Origin of the sequence: Streptomyces huiliensis (assembly GCF_020037025.1) — a bacterium.
In the GTDB taxonomy this organism is placed as follows: domain Bacteria; phylum Actinomycetota; class Actinomycetes; order Streptomycetales; family Streptomycetaceae; genus Streptomyces; species Streptomyces huiliensis.
In genome coordinates this window covers 27,720-45,788 of record NZ_JAIQLH010000106.1, presented here as the reverse complement: position 1 = coordinate 45,788, position 18,069 = coordinate 27,720, and the positions used below count along the sequence as shown (strand labels likewise).

17 protein-coding genes are annotated in these 18,069 nt (G+C 70.1%); 7 read left to right on the top strand and 10 right to left on the bottom strand.

The features are described 5' to 3' along the window. Positions 1–186 (bottom strand): chaplin (locus JNW98_RS19860; RefSeq protein ID WP_223769599.1); only part of this gene is annotated, 186 nt, incomplete at its 3' end. A 243-nt stretch (positions 187–429) separates the two neighbouring features. Between JNW98_RS19860 and JNW98_RS19855 the strand changes: the two genes are divergently transcribed. From JNW98_RS19855 to crcB, 4 genes are read left to right on the top strand one after another with little or no spacing between them, the layout of a single operon-like run. After that, entirely contained in the window at positions 430–1,758 is a 1,329-nt protein-coding gene (locus JNW98_RS19855) for a styrene monooxygenase/indole monooxygenase family protein (RefSeq protein ID WP_223769598.1), read from the top strand. Positions 1,759–1,815: 57 nt separating this feature from the next. Continuing rightward, entirely contained in the window at positions 1,816–2,259 is a 444-nt protein-coding gene (locus JNW98_RS19850; protein ID WP_223769597.1) for a fluoride efflux transporter FluC, read from the top strand. Beyond that, positions 2,256–2,591 (top strand): DUF190 domain-containing protein, encoded by a 336-nt coding sequence (locus JNW98_RS19845; protein ID WP_223769596.1) that lies wholly within the window; start codon positions 2,256–2,258, stop codon positions 2,589–2,591. Before JNW98_RS19850 ends, JNW98_RS19845 begins: the two co-directional genes overlap by 4 nt. Beyond that, positions 2,588–2,941, top strand: a complete 354-nt coding sequence (gene crcB / locus JNW98_RS19840; protein ID WP_223769595.1) for a fluoride efflux transporter CrcB — start codon at positions 2,588–2,590, stop codon at positions 2,939–2,941. Before JNW98_RS19845 ends, crcB begins: the two co-directional genes overlap by 4 nt. 36 nt (positions 2,942–2,977) lie before the next feature. Here crcB and JNW98_RS19835 read toward each other — a convergent pair whose 3' ends face one another. Further along, the gene (locus JNW98_RS19835) at positions 2,978–3,868 is read right to left on the bottom strand and encodes a LysR family transcriptional regulator (RefSeq protein WP_223769594.1); all 891 of its coding nucleotides are present in this window, start codon (positions 3,866–3,868) and stop codon (positions 2,978–2,980) included. An 87-nt stretch (positions 3,869–3,955) separates the two neighbouring features. Here JNW98_RS19835 and JNW98_RS19830 point away from each other — a divergent pair, with 87 nt between their 5' ends. From JNW98_RS19830 to JNW98_RS19820, 3 genes are read left to right on the top strand one after another with little or no spacing between them, the layout of a single operon-like run. Next, positions 3,956–4,660, top strand: coding sequence for a succinate dehydrogenase cytochrome b subunit (locus tag JNW98_RS19830; protein ID WP_223769593.1), 705 nt, complete (start codon positions 3,956–3,958; stop codon positions 4,658–4,660). A gap of 1 nt (position 4,661) precedes the next feature. Beyond that, positions 4,662–6,611 (top strand): fumarate reductase/succinate dehydrogenase flavoprotein subunit, encoded by a 1,950-nt coding sequence (locus tag JNW98_RS19825; protein WP_223769592.1) that lies wholly within the window; start codon positions 4,662–4,664, stop codon positions 6,609–6,611. Beyond that, on the top strand, positions 6,608–7,354 hold the full coding sequence (locus JNW98_RS19820) for a succinate dehydrogenase/fumarate reductase iron-sulfur subunit (RefSeq protein WP_223769591.1): 747 nt from the start codon (positions 6,608–6,610) through the stop codon (positions 7,352–7,354). The genes JNW98_RS19825 and JNW98_RS19820 overlap by 4 nt, the downstream gene beginning before the upstream one ends. A 55-nt stretch (positions 7,355–7,409) precedes the next feature. Here the strand turns inward: JNW98_RS19820 and JNW98_RS19815 are convergent, their stop codons facing one another. From JNW98_RS19815 to JNW98_RS19780, 8 genes are all read right to left on the bottom strand, one after another. Further along, on the bottom strand, positions 7,410–8,897 hold the full coding sequence (locus JNW98_RS19815) for a glycosyltransferase family 4 protein (protein WP_223769590.1): 1,488 nt from the start codon (positions 8,895–8,897) through the stop codon (positions 7,410–7,412). Between the two features lie 14 nt (positions 8,898–8,911). Then, positions 8,912–10,057 (bottom strand): hypothetical protein, encoded by a 1,146-nt coding sequence (locus tag JNW98_RS19810; protein ID WP_223769589.1) that lies wholly within the window; start codon positions 10,055–10,057, stop codon positions 8,912–8,914. Positions 10,058–10,118: 61 nt separating this feature from the next. Further along, positions 10,119–10,511: a DUF4913 domain-containing protein gene (locus tag JNW98_RS19805; RefSeq protein WP_223769588.1), complete on the bottom strand. Its 393-nt coding sequence runs from the start codon at positions 10,509–10,511 to the stop codon at positions 10,119–10,121. After that, a complete protein-coding gene (locus tag JNW98_RS19800) occupies positions 10,508–12,109 on the bottom strand; it encodes a type IV secretory system conjugative DNA transfer family protein (RefSeq protein ID WP_223769587.1) in 1,602 nt (533 codons plus the stop codon). Before JNW98_RS19800 ends, JNW98_RS19805 begins: the two co-directional genes overlap by 4 nt. Before the next feature lie 155 nt (positions 12,110–12,264). After that, positions 12,265–13,812, bottom strand: coding sequence for a putative type IV secretion/conjugal transfer ATPase (locus tag JNW98_RS19795; protein ID WP_223769586.1), 1,548 nt, complete (start codon positions 13,810–13,812; stop codon positions 12,265–12,267). Beyond that, on the bottom strand, positions 13,812–15,332 hold the full coding sequence (locus tag JNW98_RS19790; RefSeq protein ID WP_223769585.1) for an SCO6880 family protein: 1,521 nt from the start codon (positions 15,330–15,332) through the stop codon (positions 13,812–13,814). Before JNW98_RS19790 ends, JNW98_RS19795 begins: the two co-directional genes overlap by 1 nt. After that, complete coding sequence (locus tag JNW98_RS19785) at positions 15,332–17,314, bottom strand: hypothetical protein (RefSeq protein WP_223769584.1); 1,983 nt, start codon at positions 17,312–17,314, stop codon at positions 15,332–15,334. The genes JNW98_RS19790 and JNW98_RS19785 overlap by 1 nt, the downstream gene beginning before the upstream one ends. Then, on the bottom strand, positions 17,286–18,062 hold the full coding sequence (locus tag JNW98_RS19780) for a hypothetical protein (RefSeq protein WP_223769583.1): 777 nt from the start codon (positions 18,060–18,062) through the stop codon (positions 17,286–17,288). Before JNW98_RS19780 ends, JNW98_RS19785 begins: the two co-directional genes overlap by 29 nt. Positions 18,063–18,069: the final 7 nt, after the last annotated feature.

Here is an 18,069-nt window from a genome sequence, read left to right as displayed (position 1 = left end):
GATGGTGTTGCCGCAGAGGTTGATGGGCACGTGGATCGGGATCTGGATGTTGTTGCCCGAGATCACACCCGGGGAGCCGACGGCCGCGCCCTTGGCCTCCGCGTCGGCGAGTGCGGTGCCGGTGGCGCCGGCGAGCGCCGCGCCCGCGGTGGCGGTGAGAGCCGCTGCCTTGGCGATTCGTGACATGGGGTGACACCTTCGTTCGGTCTGACAGGGTCGCTCACGGCCGGTGACGGCCGGGAGTCCGGATCAACGCCGGATCACCCCGAAGGTTTCGAATCGTGCGGCGGACGGGTGACCGGGCGCGGAACGGCCCCGCGGTCCGCCGGAACGTGCCGCTACGGCCGTGCGGTGCCCTTACAGGTCTGTACAGCCGCGCCCCGCACCGCGTACAAGGGACGGACGGGAGACGGGTACGGAGGGGCGACCATGGGCGGGATCGCGATCGTCGGAGCGGGGCAGGCCGGGCTGCACCTGGCGCTGGGGCTGCTGGGGGCCGGGGGCGGCGGCGCTGCCGGCTCCCCGGCCTCGTCAGGCTCCTCCGGCTCCTCCGGCTCGTCAGGCTCCTCAGGCTCCTCAGGCCACGAGGTGCTGCTGGTGTCCGACCGGACGCCGGACGAGATCCGCGCCGGGCGGGTGCAGTCGACGCAGCAGATGTTCGCCCCGGCCCGCGCCCTGGAGCGGGCGGCGGGGCTGAACCTGTGGGACGGCGGGACGCCCTGGATCACGGGCAGCCGGCTGATCACCGCCGACCCGCCGGGCGAGGTCGCCCGGACGTTCGGGGGCACGCTGGACGAGCCCGCGCAGTCGGTGGACCTGCGGCTGAAGACCGCCCGCTGGCTGGAGCTGTTCGAGGAGCGCGGCGGCCGCGTCGAGTACCGCTCGGTGACCGCCGACGACCTGCCCGGCCTCGCCGCCGCCCACGACCTGACCCTGCTGGCCTCCGGCCGCGGCGGGCTCGGGTCCGTCCTCGGCCGCGACGAGCGGCACAGCCCCCACGACCGGCCACGGCGCCACCTCGCCGTCGTCTACCTGCACGGCGTCGCCCCGCATTCGGAGGAACCGGGGCGGATGCGGGTCATGTCCGTGCCGCGCGCCGGTGAGCTGTTCGTGCTGCCGGGCCGCACCCTCTCCGGCCCCTGCACGATCCTCTTGTGGGAGGCGGTGCCGGGCGGCCCGTTCGACCGCTGGCAGGACGCCCCCGGCCCCAAGGAAGTCCTCGCGCGCTCGCTGGAGCTGATGCGGGAGTACTTCCCGTGGGAATACGAGCTGTGCCAGGGCGCCGAGCCGACGGACGCGGGCGCCGCGCTGACCGGCGCGGTCACCCCCGTCGTCCGGCACCCGGTGGCGGAGGTGGCGCCCGGGGCGCACGTCCTCGGCATGGCGGACGCCGTCGTCCTCAACGACCCGCTGACCGGGCAGGGTTCCAACAGCGCGGCGCACTGCGCCGACGGGTACCTGCGGGCGATCCTTGACCGCGGCGACCGGCCGTTCGACCACGCCTGGCTGCACGGGACGTTCGCGTCCTGGTGGGAGCGGCACGCCCGGCACGCGGCCGCCTTCGCCAACCTGATGCTCGGCCCGGTCCCGGACCACGTGCGGCGCGTCGTGGCCGCGGCGGCGGAGTACCCGGAGATCGCCCGGCGTTACGTCAACGGCTTCGCCGACCCGGCCGGCTACCGCGACTGGCTGCTGGACGCGGACCGGGCGGACGCGTACCTGGCGGCGGTCACCGGGCGGCGGCCGGCGGAGGGCTGACAGTCGGCGGATGAAGGCCGGCGGGTGGCCGCGTGGATCGTGCGTTAGCGTGACCGGGTGAGCACGACACCGGCCGCCGCCCCGGCCCCCGCACGACGCCACGCAGGCCAGGGGCCCGTGGTGGCCGCGGTGTCCCTCGGCGGTGGCCTGGGCGCGGCGGCCCGCTACGGCGCCGGGCTGCTGTGGCCGACGCCGGACGGCGCCTTCCCCTGGACGACGTTCCTGGTCAACGCCACCGGCTGCGCGCTGATCGGCGTCCTGCTGGTGACGATCGCGGAACGGGGTTCGCCGCACCGGCTGCTGCGGCCCTTCCTCGGCACCGGCGTGCTCGGCGGCTACACGACGTTCTCCACCTACGCCGTCGACGTCCACCGCTTCCTGGCGGACGGCCGGACGGCCACCGGGCTGCTCTACCTGGCCGCGACGCCGCTCGCCGCGCTGGCGGCGGTGTGGGCCGCGTCCGCCGTGACGCGCCGGCTCGTCGGCGGGGGCCGGCGGTGATCCCGCGCGGTCCGGCGCTACGGCTGACGGTGTACCTCGGCGAGTCCGACACCGCGCACGGCAGGCCGCTCGCCTCGGAGCTCGTCCACCGTGCGCACCGGGCCGGGCTGGCGGGCGCGAGCGTGTTCCGGGGCGTCGAGGGCTACGGCGCCTCGTCCCGCGTGCACACCGCGCGGCTGCTGTCGCTGAGCGAGGACCTGCCGGTGGCGGTGGTGGTCGTGGACGTGCCGGAGCGGGTGCGGGCGTTCCTGCCCGTCGTCGACGAGCTGCTGGACGAGGGGTCCCCCGGCGGTCTCGTCACCCTGGACGAGGTCGAGGTCCACCGGGGGTGAACTGGCTGTTCGTCGTCGCCGGCGCCATGGCCGGCGCTCCGCTGCGCTACCTGACCGACCGGGCCGTCCAGGCGCGGCACGACTCGGTGTTCCCTTGGGGCACGTTCACGGTCAACGTCGTCGGCTGCCTGGTGCTGGGGGTGGTGACCGCCGCGGCCCCGGAGGGCGTCCGGCTGGGGCTGGGCACCGGGCTGTGCGGGGCGCTCACCACGTACTCGACGTTCTCGTACGAGACGCTGCGGCTGGCCGAGGACGGGGCACGGGGGCTGGCGGCGCTGAACGTCCTCGGGAGCGTGGCGGCGGGGCTGGGGGCGGCGTACGCGGGGGCGTGGCTCGGCGGAGCCCTCTGACCGTCACCCCACCTCTCCCAGGTGCTCCGTCCGACGTCACTCCGCCTCTCCCAGGTGCTCCAGCAGCACCTCCCACAGCTCCCGTGCCGCGCGCGGCGGGGGCGCGTCCTTGCGGTGGGCCACCGCCACCGTCCGCCGCATCCGGTCGCCCGCGAACGGCGTGACGCGCAGCCCCGAGCGGGCGGCGACCATGCCGGGGACCACGGCGACGCCCAGCCCGGCCCGGACGAAGCCCAGGACGGCGTCCATCTCGCCGCCCTCCACCGTGAACGACGGCTCGAAGCCGGCCGCCCGGCAGGCGGCGATGGTCATCTCCCGCAGGTCGTACCCCCGCCGGAACATGGCCATCGGCAGGCCGCGCAGGTCCTCGACCCGGATCCGGGTCCGGCGGACGGGCGGCGGGGCGGACGGGGACGAGACGACGACCAGGTCCTCGCGGAGCAGCTCGGTGGTGGTCAGGGCGGGGGCGCCGACGCCCAGCGGGGTGATGATCAGGGCGAGGTCGAGGTCGCCGGCGGCCAGGTCGCGGACCAGGTCGCGGGAGCCGCCCTCGTCGATGAACAGCTCGATGCCCGGGTAGCGCGCGTGGTAGGCCCGCAGCACGTCCGGCACCAGGCTGGCGCACAGGCTCGGCGGCGCGCCGAGCCGTACCCGGCCGCGCCGCAGCTGGGCGACCTCCTGGACCTCGCGCCGGGCGGTGTCGGTGTCGGCGAGGATGCGCCGGGCGAGCGGCAGCAGCGCCTCGCCGGCGTCGGTCAGCGTGATGTTGCCGCGCGCCCGGTGGAAGAGGTCGGCGCCCAGCTCCCGTTCCAGTGCCCGGATCTGCTGGGAGAGCGACGGCTGGGCGACGTGGAGGGTCTCGGCGGCGTGGGTGAAGTGACGTACTTCGGCCACTGTGACGAAGTAGCGGAGCTGCTGGAGTTGCACCCCACCAGGGTAGATAGGCGCTCCCTATGGAAACCAGGCCCATCATGTCTTGGACGCATGGAATCTTGCCGACCTACTGTCGGCGGCATGGCACTGGCGACCCGGACGGAGCGTTCCCCGTCCCTCATCGGCACCTTGTGGCGCTCGACCGTCGGCAAGAAGGCGGTCATGGCGACCACCGGGCTGATCATGCTGGCGTACCTGGTCGCCCACATGATGGGCAACCTCAAGGTCTTCTTCGGGCCGGGGGAGTTCAACCACTACGGGCACTGGATCCGCACCATCGGCGAGCCCTTCCTGCACCGCACCTGGTTCCTGTGGATCGCGCGGGTGGTGCTCGCGGCGTCCGTCGTGCTGCACGGTGTCGCCGCCTACCAGTTGAGCCGCCGGGACCTGGCCGCCCGCCCGGCGAAGTACGAACGGAAGCGGGCCCGGGCGAGCTACGCCACCCGCACCATGCGCTGGGGCGGGGTGATCCTCGGTTTGTTCGTGGTCTGGCACATCCTCGACCTCACCACCCTCACGGTGAACCCCAACGCCGAGGAGGGGCGCCCGTACCAGAACCTGGTGGCCTCGTTCGACCGCTGGTGGGTGAGCGCCTTCTACATCGCGGCGATGCTCGCCCTCGGCCTGCACATCCGGCACGGGTTCTGGAGCGCGGCCCAGACGCTCGGCGCCAACTCCCCGCGCCGGGACCGGGCGTTCAAGGTGATCGCCAACGGCCTCGCCGCCCTGCTGACCCTCGGCTTCCTCGCCGTCCCGATCGGCGTGCTGACAGGAATCGTGAGCTGACATGCCCGACCACGACGTTCGTTGGACCACCGGCGACCCGATCGCCGACACCAAGGCCCCCGACGGGCCGATAGCCGAGCGCTGGGACCGCCGCCGCTTCGACGCCAAGCTCGTCAACCCGGCCAACCGCCGCAAGCAGACCGTCATCGTCGTCGGCACCGGCCTGGCGGGCGGCGCGGCCGGCGCCACCCTCGCCGAACAGGGCTACCACGTCGTCCAGTTCTGCTACCAGGACTCGCCGCGCCGGGCGCACTCCATCGCCGCCCAGGGCGGCATCAACGCGGCGAAGAACTACCGCAACGACGGCGACTCCGTCCACCGCCTCTTCTACGACACCGTCAAGGGCGGCGACTTCCGGGCCCGCGAGTCCAACGTGCACCGCCTCGCCCAGGTGTCGGTGGAGATCATCGACCAGTGCGTGGCGCAGGGCGTGCCGTTCGCCCGCGAGTACGGCGGGCTGCTCGACACCCGTTCGTTCGGCGGCGTCCAGGTCTCGCGGACGTTCTACGCGCGGGGGCAGACGGGCCAGCAGCTGCTGCTCGGCGCGTACCAGGCGCTCTCGCGGCAGATCGCGGCCGGGAACGTCGAGATGCACGCGCGTACGGAGATGCTGGACCTGATCGTGGTGGACGGGCGGGCGCGCGGCATCGTGGCCCGCGACCTGATCACGGGGGCGGTGAGCACGTACGTCGCGGACGCGGTGGTGCTGGCGACGGGCGGCTACGGCAACGTCTTCTACCTCTCCACGAACGCCAAGAACTCCAACGCCACGGCCATCTGGCGGGCGCACCGGCGCGGCGCCTACTTCGCCAACCCCTGCTTCACCCAGATCCACCCCACCTGCATCCCGCGCTCCGGCGACCACCAGTCCAAGCTGACGCTGATGAGCGAGTCGCTCCGCAACGACGGCCGGATCTGGGTGCCGAAGGCGAAGGGCGACACGCGTCCGCCCGGGGAGATCCCGGAGGACGAGCGCGACTACTACCTGGAGCGGATCTACCCCGCCTTCGGCAACCTCGTTCCGCGCGACATCGCCTCGCGCGCCGCGAAGAACGTCTGCGACGAGGGCCGCGGCGTCGGCCCCGGCGGGCAGGGCGTCTACCTGGACTTCGCGGACGCGATCCGGCGGCTGGGCCGGAAGGCGGTGGAGGCGAAGTACGGCAACCTCTTCGAGATGTACGAGCGGATCACCGCCGAGGACCCGTACGAGGTGCCGATGCGCATCTATCCGGCGATCCACTACACGATGGGCGGCCTGTGGGTCGACTACGACCTCCAGACGACCATTCCGGGTCTGTTCGCGATCGGCGAGGCCAACTTCTCGGACCACGGCGCCAACCGGCTCGGCGCGTCCGCCCTGATGCAGGGCCTGGCCGACGGCTACTTCGTCCTCCCGTCGACGATCAACGACTACCTGGCCCGGCAGCCGCACACCCCCGTCGCGGAGGATCACCCGGCGGTGACGGAGGCGGTGGGCGAGGCGACGGACCGCCTGGCCCGGCTCCTGTCCGTCGACGGCGACCGCACCCCCGACTCGTTCCACCGCGAGCTGGGAGAGCTGCTGTGGGACGAGTGCGGCATGGCCCGGACGGAGAGCGGCCTGCGCAAGGCGCTGGACCGGATCCCCTCGTTGCGGGAGGAGTTCTGGCGCCGGATCAAGGTGCCGGGGACGGGCGAGGAGCTGAACCAGTCCCTGGAGAAGGCGAACCGCATCGTCGACTACCTGGAACTGGCCGAGCTGATGTGCCTGGACGCGCTGCACCGCACCGAGTCCTGCGGCGGCCACTTCCGCGAGGAGAGCCAGACGCCGGAGGGGGAGGCGGCGCGCAAGGACGAGGAGTTCTCGTACGCCGCGGCCTGGGAGTTCACGGGCACGGGCGCCCCTCCCGTCCTCCACAGGGAAGAGCTGACCTTCGAATACGTCCACCCCACCCAGCGGAGCTACGCGTGAACCTCACCCTGCGCATCTGGCGCCAGCGCGACGCCGGCTCGGCCGGCGCCATGACCACCTACGAGGTCAAGGGCATCAGCGAGGACATGTCCTTCCTGGAGATGCTCGACCACCTCAACGAGGAGCTGATCCTCGCGGGCGACGAGCCCGTCGCCTTCGACCACGACTGCCGCGAGGGCATCTGCGGCGCCTGCGGCATGGTCATCAACGGCGCGGCACACGGCCCGGAGCGCACCACCACCTGCCAGCTCCACATGCGGCACTTCTCCGACGGCGACACCATCGACGTCGAGCCGTGGCGGGCGGCGGCCTTCCCGGTCGTGAAGGACCTGGTCGTGGACCGCTCGGCCTTCGACCGCATCATCGGCGCCGGCGGCTACGTCTCCGCCCCCACCGGCTCCGCCCCCGACGCCCACGCCACCCCCGTCCCCAAGCCCGCCGCCGACCTCGCCTTCGAACACGCCGAGTGCATAGGCTGCGGCGCCTGCGTCGCCGCCTGCCCCAACGGCTCGGCCATGCTCTTCACTTCCGCCAAGGTCGTTCACCTCAACGTCCTCCCCCAGGGCGCCCCCGAACGCGAGTCCCGCGTCCTCGACATGGTCGACACCATGGACGCCCAGGGCTTCGGCGGCTGCACCAACACCGGCGAATGCGCCACGGCCTGCCCCAAGGGCATCCCCCTGACGGCCATCGGCCGCATGAACCGCGAGTACCTGCGGGCCACGGTGAAGGGGCGGGGGTGAGGACGCCCGCGCCGGGCGGGCCACCGTACGACGACCTTCCGGCGGCTCAAGGTGCCTAGCGGCCTGGGCTCGGGCCCCGGCCGGGGCCGGCCTGCGGCAGATGGAAGGGGCGAGCCGCGGGAGCGGGAGCCTGTGCGGGTCGGGGCACCTGGGGCTGGAGCTCAGGTGGCCGCCTCCTTGGGGAGGTCAGTCGGGCGGCCTTGGCCAGGGTGCTCTGGGGGCCGGCTGGTGCGGCACTCTGCGAGGCCGGGCCATTGACCAATAGCTTGCCAAAGGGGCCCTGAACCGTCGCCTTCCGCTGCGCCTGGCCCTGAGCGAGCGGCTTCTGCTGCGCCACGGGCGTGGCCTGCATGGATGCCTCGACCAAAGCCTTACTTGCGTGGTCCCAGGAGTATGCCTTGAGCGCCTCGCGGAGCTCCTTGGCGTTCTCACGCCTCTGGGGGAGGTCGGCCTTGAGTTCGCTGATGGCCTTGGCCCAGTTCCGGTACCGGTGGTCCGGATTCTTCGGCTCGGGGACGATACACGGCTGCCCGATCTCAGGCGGGAACTTCGAGTTGTCGCCCAGAAACTGCGCGGCGCCACTCTCCTGGTTCACCAGGATCGGCACGCCGTGCCCTGCCGCCTCTGTGGCCACCAGACCGAAGCCCTCGTGCTTGGACGGCATGATGACCGCATCGGCACTCTTGATGTCGTTCTTGAGCTCGTTGTCGTCCTCAGTGAACGGTTTGACGGTGACATTGCCCTTGCCGCCCCGCCATTCGGCTGCGTTCGCGATTTCGTCGAGCTTTTTCGGGTCTGCGCCACGGATGGTGAGGTGGACATCAAGGCCCGTCTCGTTCAACTTCTTCACGGCCCGCAATGCGTCATTCACCCCCTTCAGCGGGTCATCCGTACGTCCCATGAGCAGAAGGTTGAGCCGACCGTCGTGCGGTTGGCGCTTCACCAGCTCCCCGATCTTCACACCGGGGATCAGTTGGTGTGAATCGGGCACATGCTGCCCTGTCGAGGACAGCCGCTCGGCCTCCACCGTCAGCAATGGGCCAACGCCGACGACCATATCCGCACGGTCCATCACCTCGCGCTCGATCCGGGAATCCCGGGCGGCTTTAGTCTGGGCATGCACCGGGTCATCGGCGTGCTTGACCTCGGCGAGCCGTTCCGGGCTGGTGTGCAGGAAATGGGCGATCTTCGCGTCCGGGTACCAGCGGTCCCGCAGCTCGGCCGCAGCCGGGCCGGAAAACCGGGAGTGACCGACAATCAGATCGAAGGGGCGCCCCTGCGGGTCAGGAAGACCGTGGGTGCGGGGGTCGAGGGTGGACTGAAACTCCATCCACACGCGGCCGTCCACGCCGCTCGGTACCGGAGGAGTCGAGACTATCCTCGCGCCTCGGTGGGGCTGCGTGTCCGGATCGGTGGTGAACAACGTCACGTCGTGTTCTTTGGCGAGCGCCTCGGTGATGTGCTGGTTGAACACCGGAACGCCGCCACCGCCCATGCCGCTGATGTCACAGACGACAAGAATGCGGTACCGCTTGTCTGCCATGCGCCGCACTCCCCTCAGAACCCGACGTGATCGCTCAGCTCACGGCCGATCCTCCAGAGGAGGAACTGGCCGATCTCGTAGGCGCTGTAATGGATGAGCCCCGTGCTCCGCCCAGGCGTCAGACGTGCCGCGTATTCGTCGAGGATCTCGGCGAAGACCAAGGCACGGGTCGCGGAGATCACCACATTCTGCGTTTCGCCGCGGTCCGGGTAGTACTGCCGCTGGTACTCCTCCGGCGTCCACGGAAGGGAGCCCTTGGCGTTCAACCCTCGCCAGTCGGTGGCACATTTCTCGAAGGACACCGGCTTCGCGTCCTCTTCTGGGCCGGACACGAGCCCCACGACACTGTGCCGCGTCGGATCGATCTGCTCGTACTCCTCGCGCCACGCGGGGGCCGGGTGGCCGGCCAGCATCCGCTGGATGTCGGCGGCCGCCTGGGCCGCTGACAGCTCGACCGTGAAGTCCAGCGTGCCCTTCAGTTCCTCCGGAGAGGGCATCGCTTCCGCCGCGCTCCACGCCGCGCGGCGCAGGGTCTCGAAGCGCTCGGGAAGATCGGGAAGGTCCGACACTGGACGGGAAACCGAAGCGATCCAAGGCGCCTTCCCAGGATGCGGTGTCGGCGTGGCGATGCCCAGCGGTGCGCGCAGGGCGTCTGCGGCCTCGTGCGCCACGACGCAGAGATCCGTTGCGCCGGAGCCGATGGTCACCGCCGGCCTCCCCGGGGCCAGCCGGTGAAACAGCTCCGGGAAGATGCCAATCGTCGCGAAGTATGTCGAAGAGGGGATGATCACACAGGCGCCGGGCTCCATGTAGTAATCCGGGTACGGCTCCTGGCGTTCCACAAGGAATCCCGGGTCGGCGTCAAGCCGCTGCTTCCAGTCCAGTACCGCCTCGTCGAAGGCCAGCGGGCGGTTGCCCGGGCCCCGCCGGGAGATCAAGTGCCGCGCCGGATCGGAAGTTTCACCTGGATGGGGCGATCCCAATGCCTTTTCGGCGTCCCTCAGTGCCTGTTCCAGGTGCTGCCACGCCTTCCGTCGCGCAGTGGGCCATTCCGATTCATGCTCGTCCCGCCAGTCGGGCCCCTGTTGGGCCCACAACATGCGCGCCGCGGCCGAATAGACCTGCTCGTAGGCATCCGTCAACGTCATCTGTTCAGTCATCTGTACATCCTTGCGATAGAGCTTGATCGGCTAACCATCGGGCCGGGACGCCCGATGGTCGTCACGCGGGAAATTCCTCCACCGTAGGAGTTTGCTTCGGCCGGTGTCCGCCGATGCGGCATCCGGCGAAGGGGCCGTCGGGGTCTCGGAGCGTCTGCATCGTGGGTGCCAGGTAATCCCTGTGCCACATCGCCGGACCGGTCAGTCCTCCGTTCGGGCCCGTGAGTTCCTGCCAGGCGAGCCACAGCGCATGCAACTGGGCTACTGCTTCCAGGTGTTCCCACCACTGAGGGCACCACGGCAAGCGGGACGTAGCCTCCCGGCCGTAGACGGGGAGGAGGAGACCGCTCACCCAGCCGACGAGGCCTTCCATGGCCGCTCGCTGGTCTTCGCCTTCCAAATAAAGGATGAAAGGTGCGACCGGGTGAGCGGCCTCCGCGACAAGGTCGCTCATCTGAGCAACGTCCCCCTATTCGCCCGCGCTGTGATGGCCTTGACCTCGGCTCTAGCGGCCGCCTGAATGCGATCTGCCCCTGGTTCCTCGTACCAGGGGCGCAGCCGGATAAGGGCCGGTTTCACACCTGTGGCAAGAAGGAGAGCAGTGCCCTTGGGAAGGGCTCGGATCCGATCCGCCGGCATCACTCGCTGGAGACGGGTGGAGGTGGAGCGCGAGCGTGTGCCTTCACCCTTCGAGTAGCTCACCGTGGTGACGTCGTGTTCTCCGACGAGCCTGGAGATCTTCTCGATGAAGTCTGCGTCATCCAGCCCGGCACCGAGGAGTTTGACCGTGGCAGCCCCCCACAGTGCGTCCATTCCGGCCTCGCCCCACACACGACTGCCCTGCCGGTAGCTCTGCAGCAGGGTCACTACGTTGATCCCACGCGAGCCGAGGTGTGAGTAGAGGTCAGGCAGGTCGGAGATTCTGCAAACGTTCGCGGCCTCGTCGAGTACAGCGGTCATGGGGGGATCGAGGCGCCCGCCCATACGCTCGGCCGCCCGGACTCCGGCACGTAGAACGGAGTCGGCTACCGCGGCGATGACACCGGCGGCCGAACCTCCGCCGTCCTTCGAGAGGAGGTAGAGCGTGTCCTGACTCAGTGCGTGCGCCTCGGGACGGAACTGGGGGAAACGAGGGTCGGGGATCACCCAGGCGGCGATCTCCGGGTCCAGGAGACAGGCCACGCACTGGCGGGCGGTTTCATAGATGCCGTCGCGCGTTTCGACCGCGCCCCTGATCGTGCCCTGCAGTTGCTCGGCGAGGGCCACCATGCCAGCGTCGCGCAACAGGTCGACGGGCGTGCGGTCCGCCGGGTCAGCCAGCCAGGACAGTACGTCCGTCACCTGTCGATTCCCACGGTTCGCGGCATGGAACAGCGCGGTGAGCGTGTTCTGTGCGGCAGAGATCCAGAAGTCCCGCTTGGACGCATCATCGTTGACCGCTCCCACGAAGTGCCCGGCCAGTCGGCGGGCTCCCTCGATCGTGGCAGCGTCGGTGAGCATGTCCCACCACATCTCGCGAGGAGTATGCGCGATACCCTGCGGATCGAACTCCCATACCGTACCGACACGCGCCCGCTCGGCCTTGGTGACGCTGTAGACATCCGCCTTGTTCGAGGTGAGAAGCACAGCCCCCCGCGCGCGCAGGACTCGGGGGACGGCGATGCCCGTCGACTTGCCGGCTCGAGGAGCCATCAAGTCGAGCTCGACGTCCTCGAAGGACGAGCGCAGCTCCGGGCCGTTCGGCTCCAGGTTGCCCAGGAGATTGCCGGTGTCGTCGGGCTCCAGGCGCTTGACGCCGGCCAGCGCCGGCCGTAGCCGCCGCGCGCGTTCCGCCGCCCCCTTGGGCAACATGCCCGCCAGCTCGTTCCGGCCCGCCAAGCCGGACGGCTTCTTCCCCCACTTGCTCAGCACACGTACGGTGCCCCATCCGATGCCGGCGAACAGCAGGACCGTCAAGGCCCAGAAGAGCCAGGTGGGCGGGGCCGGCGAGTAGGCCGCGCCAGGGCCCCGGACGATGGCGAGAACGGCCGTCGTCGCCGGGTCGTCATGCACCCACCTCGGCCGTCCTCGCCCAGACAGCAACGCCGCCAGCGGAGCGGTAAGCAGGGTGCAGGCCAGCGACGCGACACCGATGAGGATCAGCGCGGGCGCCAGGAGGGAATCGGCGTCCGTTCGGGAGGGACGCGGGCTGCCGTGGGGTGACACCGTCAGATCACCATCCGCTCGTCGGTTTCGAAGAGCTTGCGCTCGGTATGGGAGAGCATGAGCTGGACCGCGTGGGAGCCGCCGCCGCGGCCGACCTTCCACAGGGCGCGGCCACGTTGTCCGGCGCCCCAGGAGCCGATGAGGTCGCATTCAGCGTCGGTGAGGCCGATGGCCTCACGGGTCAGGCGCAGGGGCTTGGTGTCCTGAGCGAGTTGGATGCGGGTCTCGCAGGAGGCGATGAGGTCCTTGGCGATGGCGACGGCCTCGCTGCCGGCGGAGCCGACGGCTTCGAAGTCGGACAGGCGGTGGGTGGCCAGGAGCTGGATGGTGCCGGTGGCGCGGGAGAGCCGGAGGTCGGCGTCGATCTTGCGGACCATGGCGGCGCCGCCGGAACGCATCTGCCGCCACAGCTCGTCGCGGACCACGATCCAGGGCCGTTCGCCGGGGCGGTCGATGGCGCTCTGGGCCCAGGAGGAGACGCAGGTGAGGACCATGGCGACGGTCTCGTCCCCGTACTGCTCCAGGGCGGAGATGTCCACGGACTGGATGGGGGCCTGCCAGTCCAGGCCGATGCTGGTCTGCTGGTCAAACAGGCCGCCGAGGTGACCGGTGATCATGCCGCCGAGGGCGGAGCGCAGGGAGGTCATCTGCTCGCGGGCGAGCTGGACGTCGTCGCCGCGGACGCGCAGTTCGCGGGCCATCGCGTCGGTGGGGTCCTTCAGCCGCTCGTAGACCAGCGGGAGGGTGGGCACGCTGAGGGTGCTCTGGCCGTGGAGTTCGCCGGTGACCTCGCGGACGGCGATGTCGAGGCACTCTTCTTCCTGCGGTTTGAGGGTACGCTTGAGCTGGAGTTCGAGGAGGGCCTTGAGCAGGGTGAGGCGGCGGCGGTGGATCTCCTGGAGCCGGGTCTTCAGCTCCGGGCCGCTGATCTTCTCCAGGCCGTGGCCGAGGGGGCCGGCGTCCAGCGGGTTGAGCCGGCCGGTCAGGCCGGGGCCGAGGCGGACGGGTTCGACCCCGAGGTGCTCGCACAGGGCCCGGTACTCGCCCTTGACGTCTCCGGCGATCAGGGTGCGGTGGCCGAGGGCCATCAGGCGGAAGCACAGGGCCTTGATGTGCGCGGACTTTCCGGACCCGGGGATGCCGGTGATCATCACGTTCGGGTTCGTGCACAGCCCTTCGCGCACCCAGGCGGCCGGATGGGCGGAGAACGCCTGCATGGTCAGGGTATTCCAGCCGATGTAGACGCCGATCGGCGGCAGGGAAGCGGCGTGCAGGAACGGGTAGATTCCGCTGGCCCGCTCGGTGTCGGCGCGCACCACCTCGACCTTGGCAGGGGACGCGGCGCGGCCGGCGAACGGCCCGGACCACCCGCGTTTGGGGGCCACGCGCATGGCCGCCGCCGGGTCCTCCAGCAGGCGCGAGCGCCGCAGATCTCGGGCGGAGACCTTGGTCTTCGCCGGGGCCGGCTCGGCGGGCGCGTCGAGGAGGTCGGAGATGGTGGCGGCCTTGAGGGAGGTGTCGTCCTTCCCCCGGGAGAACAGCGGCGCCATCAGATGCCCACCCTTCGCTCCGGCAGGCCCTGCCCGAGCGGGAGGGCGGCGACGGCGAAGGCGGCGTCCTGCGCGCCCCAGACCCGGCGGATCTCCAGCCCGGCGTCGGAGGCGTCGGCCTGGAGCTCGGCGCAGGCGGTCTCCAACTGGTCGAGGCTGGTGACAGTGACGGCGATCAGGCACGTCAGCCGGACGACGCCGTGGCCGGAGGCGCGGGCGATGTCCTGGGCGCGGGCGGTCATCGCCTCGCGGCGCTCGTCTTCGGACTCTGCCCGGCCGGTCTTCGCGCGCAGCTTGCGGGCGGTGTCGCGCTTGGTCTTCTCGCGGGCGAGTTCCTGGCGGGCCTTGGCCGGGCCAATCGGTTCGTAGACGAGGGAGAGCGAGCGGCGGGCGTTCTGGCGCGGGCGCAGCAGGGGCTGGAGGAAGGTGGCGTAGACCTCGCTGCGGGGGAAGGCGCGGACTTGGTAGGTGACGGTCCAGGCGCCGTCGTGCCGGTACAGGCCCCAGCCGGTCTCGGTCGCGGCCGGTCCGGCGAGTTCGGGGTCGACGCCGCGTTCGGCGCCCGACCAGGCCGGGTCATCGGCGGCGGTGTTGCGGGCGGCAAGGGCGAGTTGGGCCTCGGGGTCGTAGGCGGTGCGGATGGCCTGCGCGACGCCGCGGGGGCCGAGCCACTCGACGATCTGAAGGCCCGCGCTGGACAGGGAGCCCTGCATCGCGTGGATTTCGCGTACCAGGACGGCCGCGGCGCCGATCTGCCCGCCGCCGGCGCCCTTGATGGCCAGCCGCGCGCGCGAGGAGGACAGGGTCAGGGCGAGGTAGGTCTCGCGGATCGTCGCGGTCGGCCCGGCGCCTTCCATCAGCTCGCCCAGTGCCTGGACGGCCGCGGCCGGTGCCTCGGCGGCGGTGTGGCGCTCCGTCCACGACCGCAGGGCGGCGCCGTCATCGGGCAGGGAGCGCTGGTGGACGCTGATCCGGGTGATCGCACCGCCCTCCTTGCACTGGGAGCGCAGGAAGGCGCCCCAGGCGCGCACGCGGGCGTTCTGCCGGTCGGTGTCGACCAGCGCGAGGCCAGGGAAGGTCACGCGGCAGATGGCGGTGTAGGTGCCGTCGACCGGGTTGTGCATGACGCCGAGGGTGCCGCCCAGGCCGTCGGGGGCCTCCAGCAGGTGCAGGCGCGCGAGCACCCCGGGCAGGTCCATGGGCTGTTCGCCGTCCTTGGTGCGGGGGGCGAAGACGCCGGAGAGGAAGATGTTGCGGTTGGTGGCCACGGCGATCTGGTGCCTTACTGCGAGGACGATCCACTCGTCCGCGCTCAGCCCGAGCACCCGCCCGAAGGCGAGCACGAGCAGCAGTGCGGCGAGGGGGAGGAAGACGAGGGCGGCGGTCCAGCTGTGCTGGTAGATCGGGATGAGCGCGACCACGCAGGCGCCGGCCACCAGGGCGAAGCCGACGCCGCTGAGGTTGCCCATGAAGCCCGAGCGCTCGGACTGCCACCCGCTGAACGTGTTCGGAGTGGACATCAGGCGTCACCTCCCTGGGCGGGGGGCGTCGCGGTCGGGCTCGGCGGCGGCGTCGACTCCGGCCGCGGTGACGCGGGCGCGGTCGTCGGCGCGGTGGCGGCTGGCTGCGGGGGTTCGCTCTCGTTCGTTGGTGAACCGGCGGCCGGCGGGGCGGACTCACCGCCACCGCCACCGGCGCCGGCGCCGAAGCGCGGGGGTATGACGACGTGGCGTCCGCCGCCCTGGCCACCCTGGTCGAGCCCGGCGTGCGCGGCCGCGCTGCCGAAGCCGCTTTCGACGGCGTCCTTGCCGAGCGCGGCGAGCTGAAAGCCGAGCCCCGCGCTGGCGCGCGCCCGGGTTCCGAGGCTGCCGCCGCCGGTGCCCTTCAGGCGGCCCTTGACCGCGTCTGCCGACCAGAAGCCGCCGCCCCGGTTGCCGCCGTTGCCGGACCCGGAGCCGCCTCCCCCGCCTCCGCCGGCGGTCGCCGCGTTGTCGCCCTCCAGGGCGCGCGTGTAGTTGCTGCCGCCGCCGACGGTGCCCGGGCCCGCGAGCGCGGGCTGGTTGCCGCCGAACATCGACGACACGCTCGATCCCAGGGAGCTGACCATCCCGGAAGCCATGCCCGCACCGGCCCCCACGGTGGTGAAGGTGATGAACTTCGCGATCGCCGGCCAGGCGAAGCCGGAGAGGATGAAGATGACCAGGCCGACGAGAATGTTTTGCATCCCCTGGCCCTCCTTCATCGCGGAGAAGCCAATGGAGAAGCAGATGACGATCACGGGCTTCATCAGGATCATCGCGATCAAGGCGTTGCGGGCCTTGGGCCACCACTCCTTGGTCGCGTCCTGCATCTGTCCGGCGAGTGCGATCGGCATCATGGTGACCAGGATCATGATCGCCGCCTGGCGAACGAGCATCTCCATCCACAACATGCCGATGGCCAGGATCGTCAGGATGCCGAGCACGATAATCGCACCGATGGAGTGCGCCACGATGCCGCCGCCGCCTATGAGGGCGCCACCGGCTCCTGCGCCGCCGATCATGCCGGAGAACATCGTGCCCAACTGGACTTCCATGGCCTTCTTGGCGCCTTTGTCGCCGTCCTGGACCGTCAACTCGATCATCGAGGTGCTGAAGATGTCGCACCAGTTCAGGGCCGTCTGGACGCAAATCCAGTAGGTGGCGGTGATAAAGCCCCATTTCGCCAGCCCGGTAATCGCCGTGGCGAGCGGCCCTCCCTGCTGGGAGATGCCCACCTTGCCGAACTGAATAAGCAGCAGGAAGGCCGCGACGAGAGAGGATACCCCCATCATGATCTCAGTCGGCCGCTTGATTCCCGTCTGCGCCAGATTGACCCTAGAAACTTCATCGAAGAACGAGGCGAACTGTTGGAGCAGCCATATCACGGCCTCGCCGATGACCGCCGCGACCTCCTTGAGCGCCTTGAACGCCAGATCGGATATCTTGCCAGCCAGCCAATCGATCGGCCCAGTATTCTTTGTGAACTTGTCACCCAGCTCCAACTTGCATTTTTCAATAGGCTTACCTTGCTTCTTCAAGCAGTTGGTCATAAACTCGTCGAACTTTTTATAGTCCTCCGGCGAGTTATGCTTTCGCGCACCCTCACGCCACCGCCTCAGGGCGACGTCCTGTACGTTTTCCTTCTGCTTGTCGGTAGGGTGAGGGTTCTCTTCATCGCCGCAGACAGTTTGCGCCGGGAAGTCCTCAGGGCACTTTACCTGCGGTCGGCATGAGTGCTTTTGGTCGCCGTGTCGCCTCTCCCATGTCTCAGCATCAGTGCGGTTGCAATATGCGCGAGTTTTCTCGTCTACACCGATGGTGATGCTTTCCTTTTGTAGCCATTCGGGGTAGTCCTCCGGAGGGCCAGGCTTATCCGCTGCCGTCGCGAAGGAGACCAAAAAGGCCAGCATCATCATGGCCGCGCTGCAAACCGCGCCAAAGCGCGCCAGGAACCTACTCAACGTCGACCAGTCTCCAGTCATCTGCCCAGGCGTGTTTGCTATCCGGGTCCCACGGCATCGGGTAGGAGGTTTTCTTGACGTACTTCGGTTCTTCGGTGAGTTTCCAGTCGTCGCCTTCCCACTTGTAGAAGACGTGCGTCGTCTGGTCCTTCAGCGGGTTATCGTCAGTGGCCTTTCCCGGCAGGGAGGCGTATTGGTCATAGGCCATCCACACTTCCACGACGTCCTCACCGCTATCAGAGGCCACGGCGCGCATACGAGCGGCTTTCACCTGGGTCGTGAAGGTAATGCCTGCGGGAGTTCCGCCGGAGGGGGCAAGCCCGGCAGCTTCACGCGCCGTGCGCACCTTGGATACGTACTTGTCGACGCTTTCCTTGGAGTCCCGCGACACGATGGCCTCCATCTGGCGTCGCGCGATCGAGTCGTCGAGGAGGTCCAGCTCCTGCTGGTGACGGACCGCCGCTATCAGACCCCCCACCCAGCCCCGGGGGAAACCGACACTGGCGCCGTCTTTCACCCCCCGGCTCCGGGGAATCGTGTGGTGGCGAGACGTGGCGGGAGTCCAGTTCCCCGAGCGGCCCAGCACACGATCGGGGGCTGACGGCGACGCGGTAGGCGTCTTGGCAGTCTTTGCCGCCGGAGGGTTCTTCTCGCTGCTCTCGCCCCCACCGGTCAGCAGCAGGACACCACCGACAAGGAGCGCGACGACGGCGACACCGATGATCAACAGACGTATGCGCGCTCTGCGGGCGCTCGTTTGGTAGTCCACCGGGCGC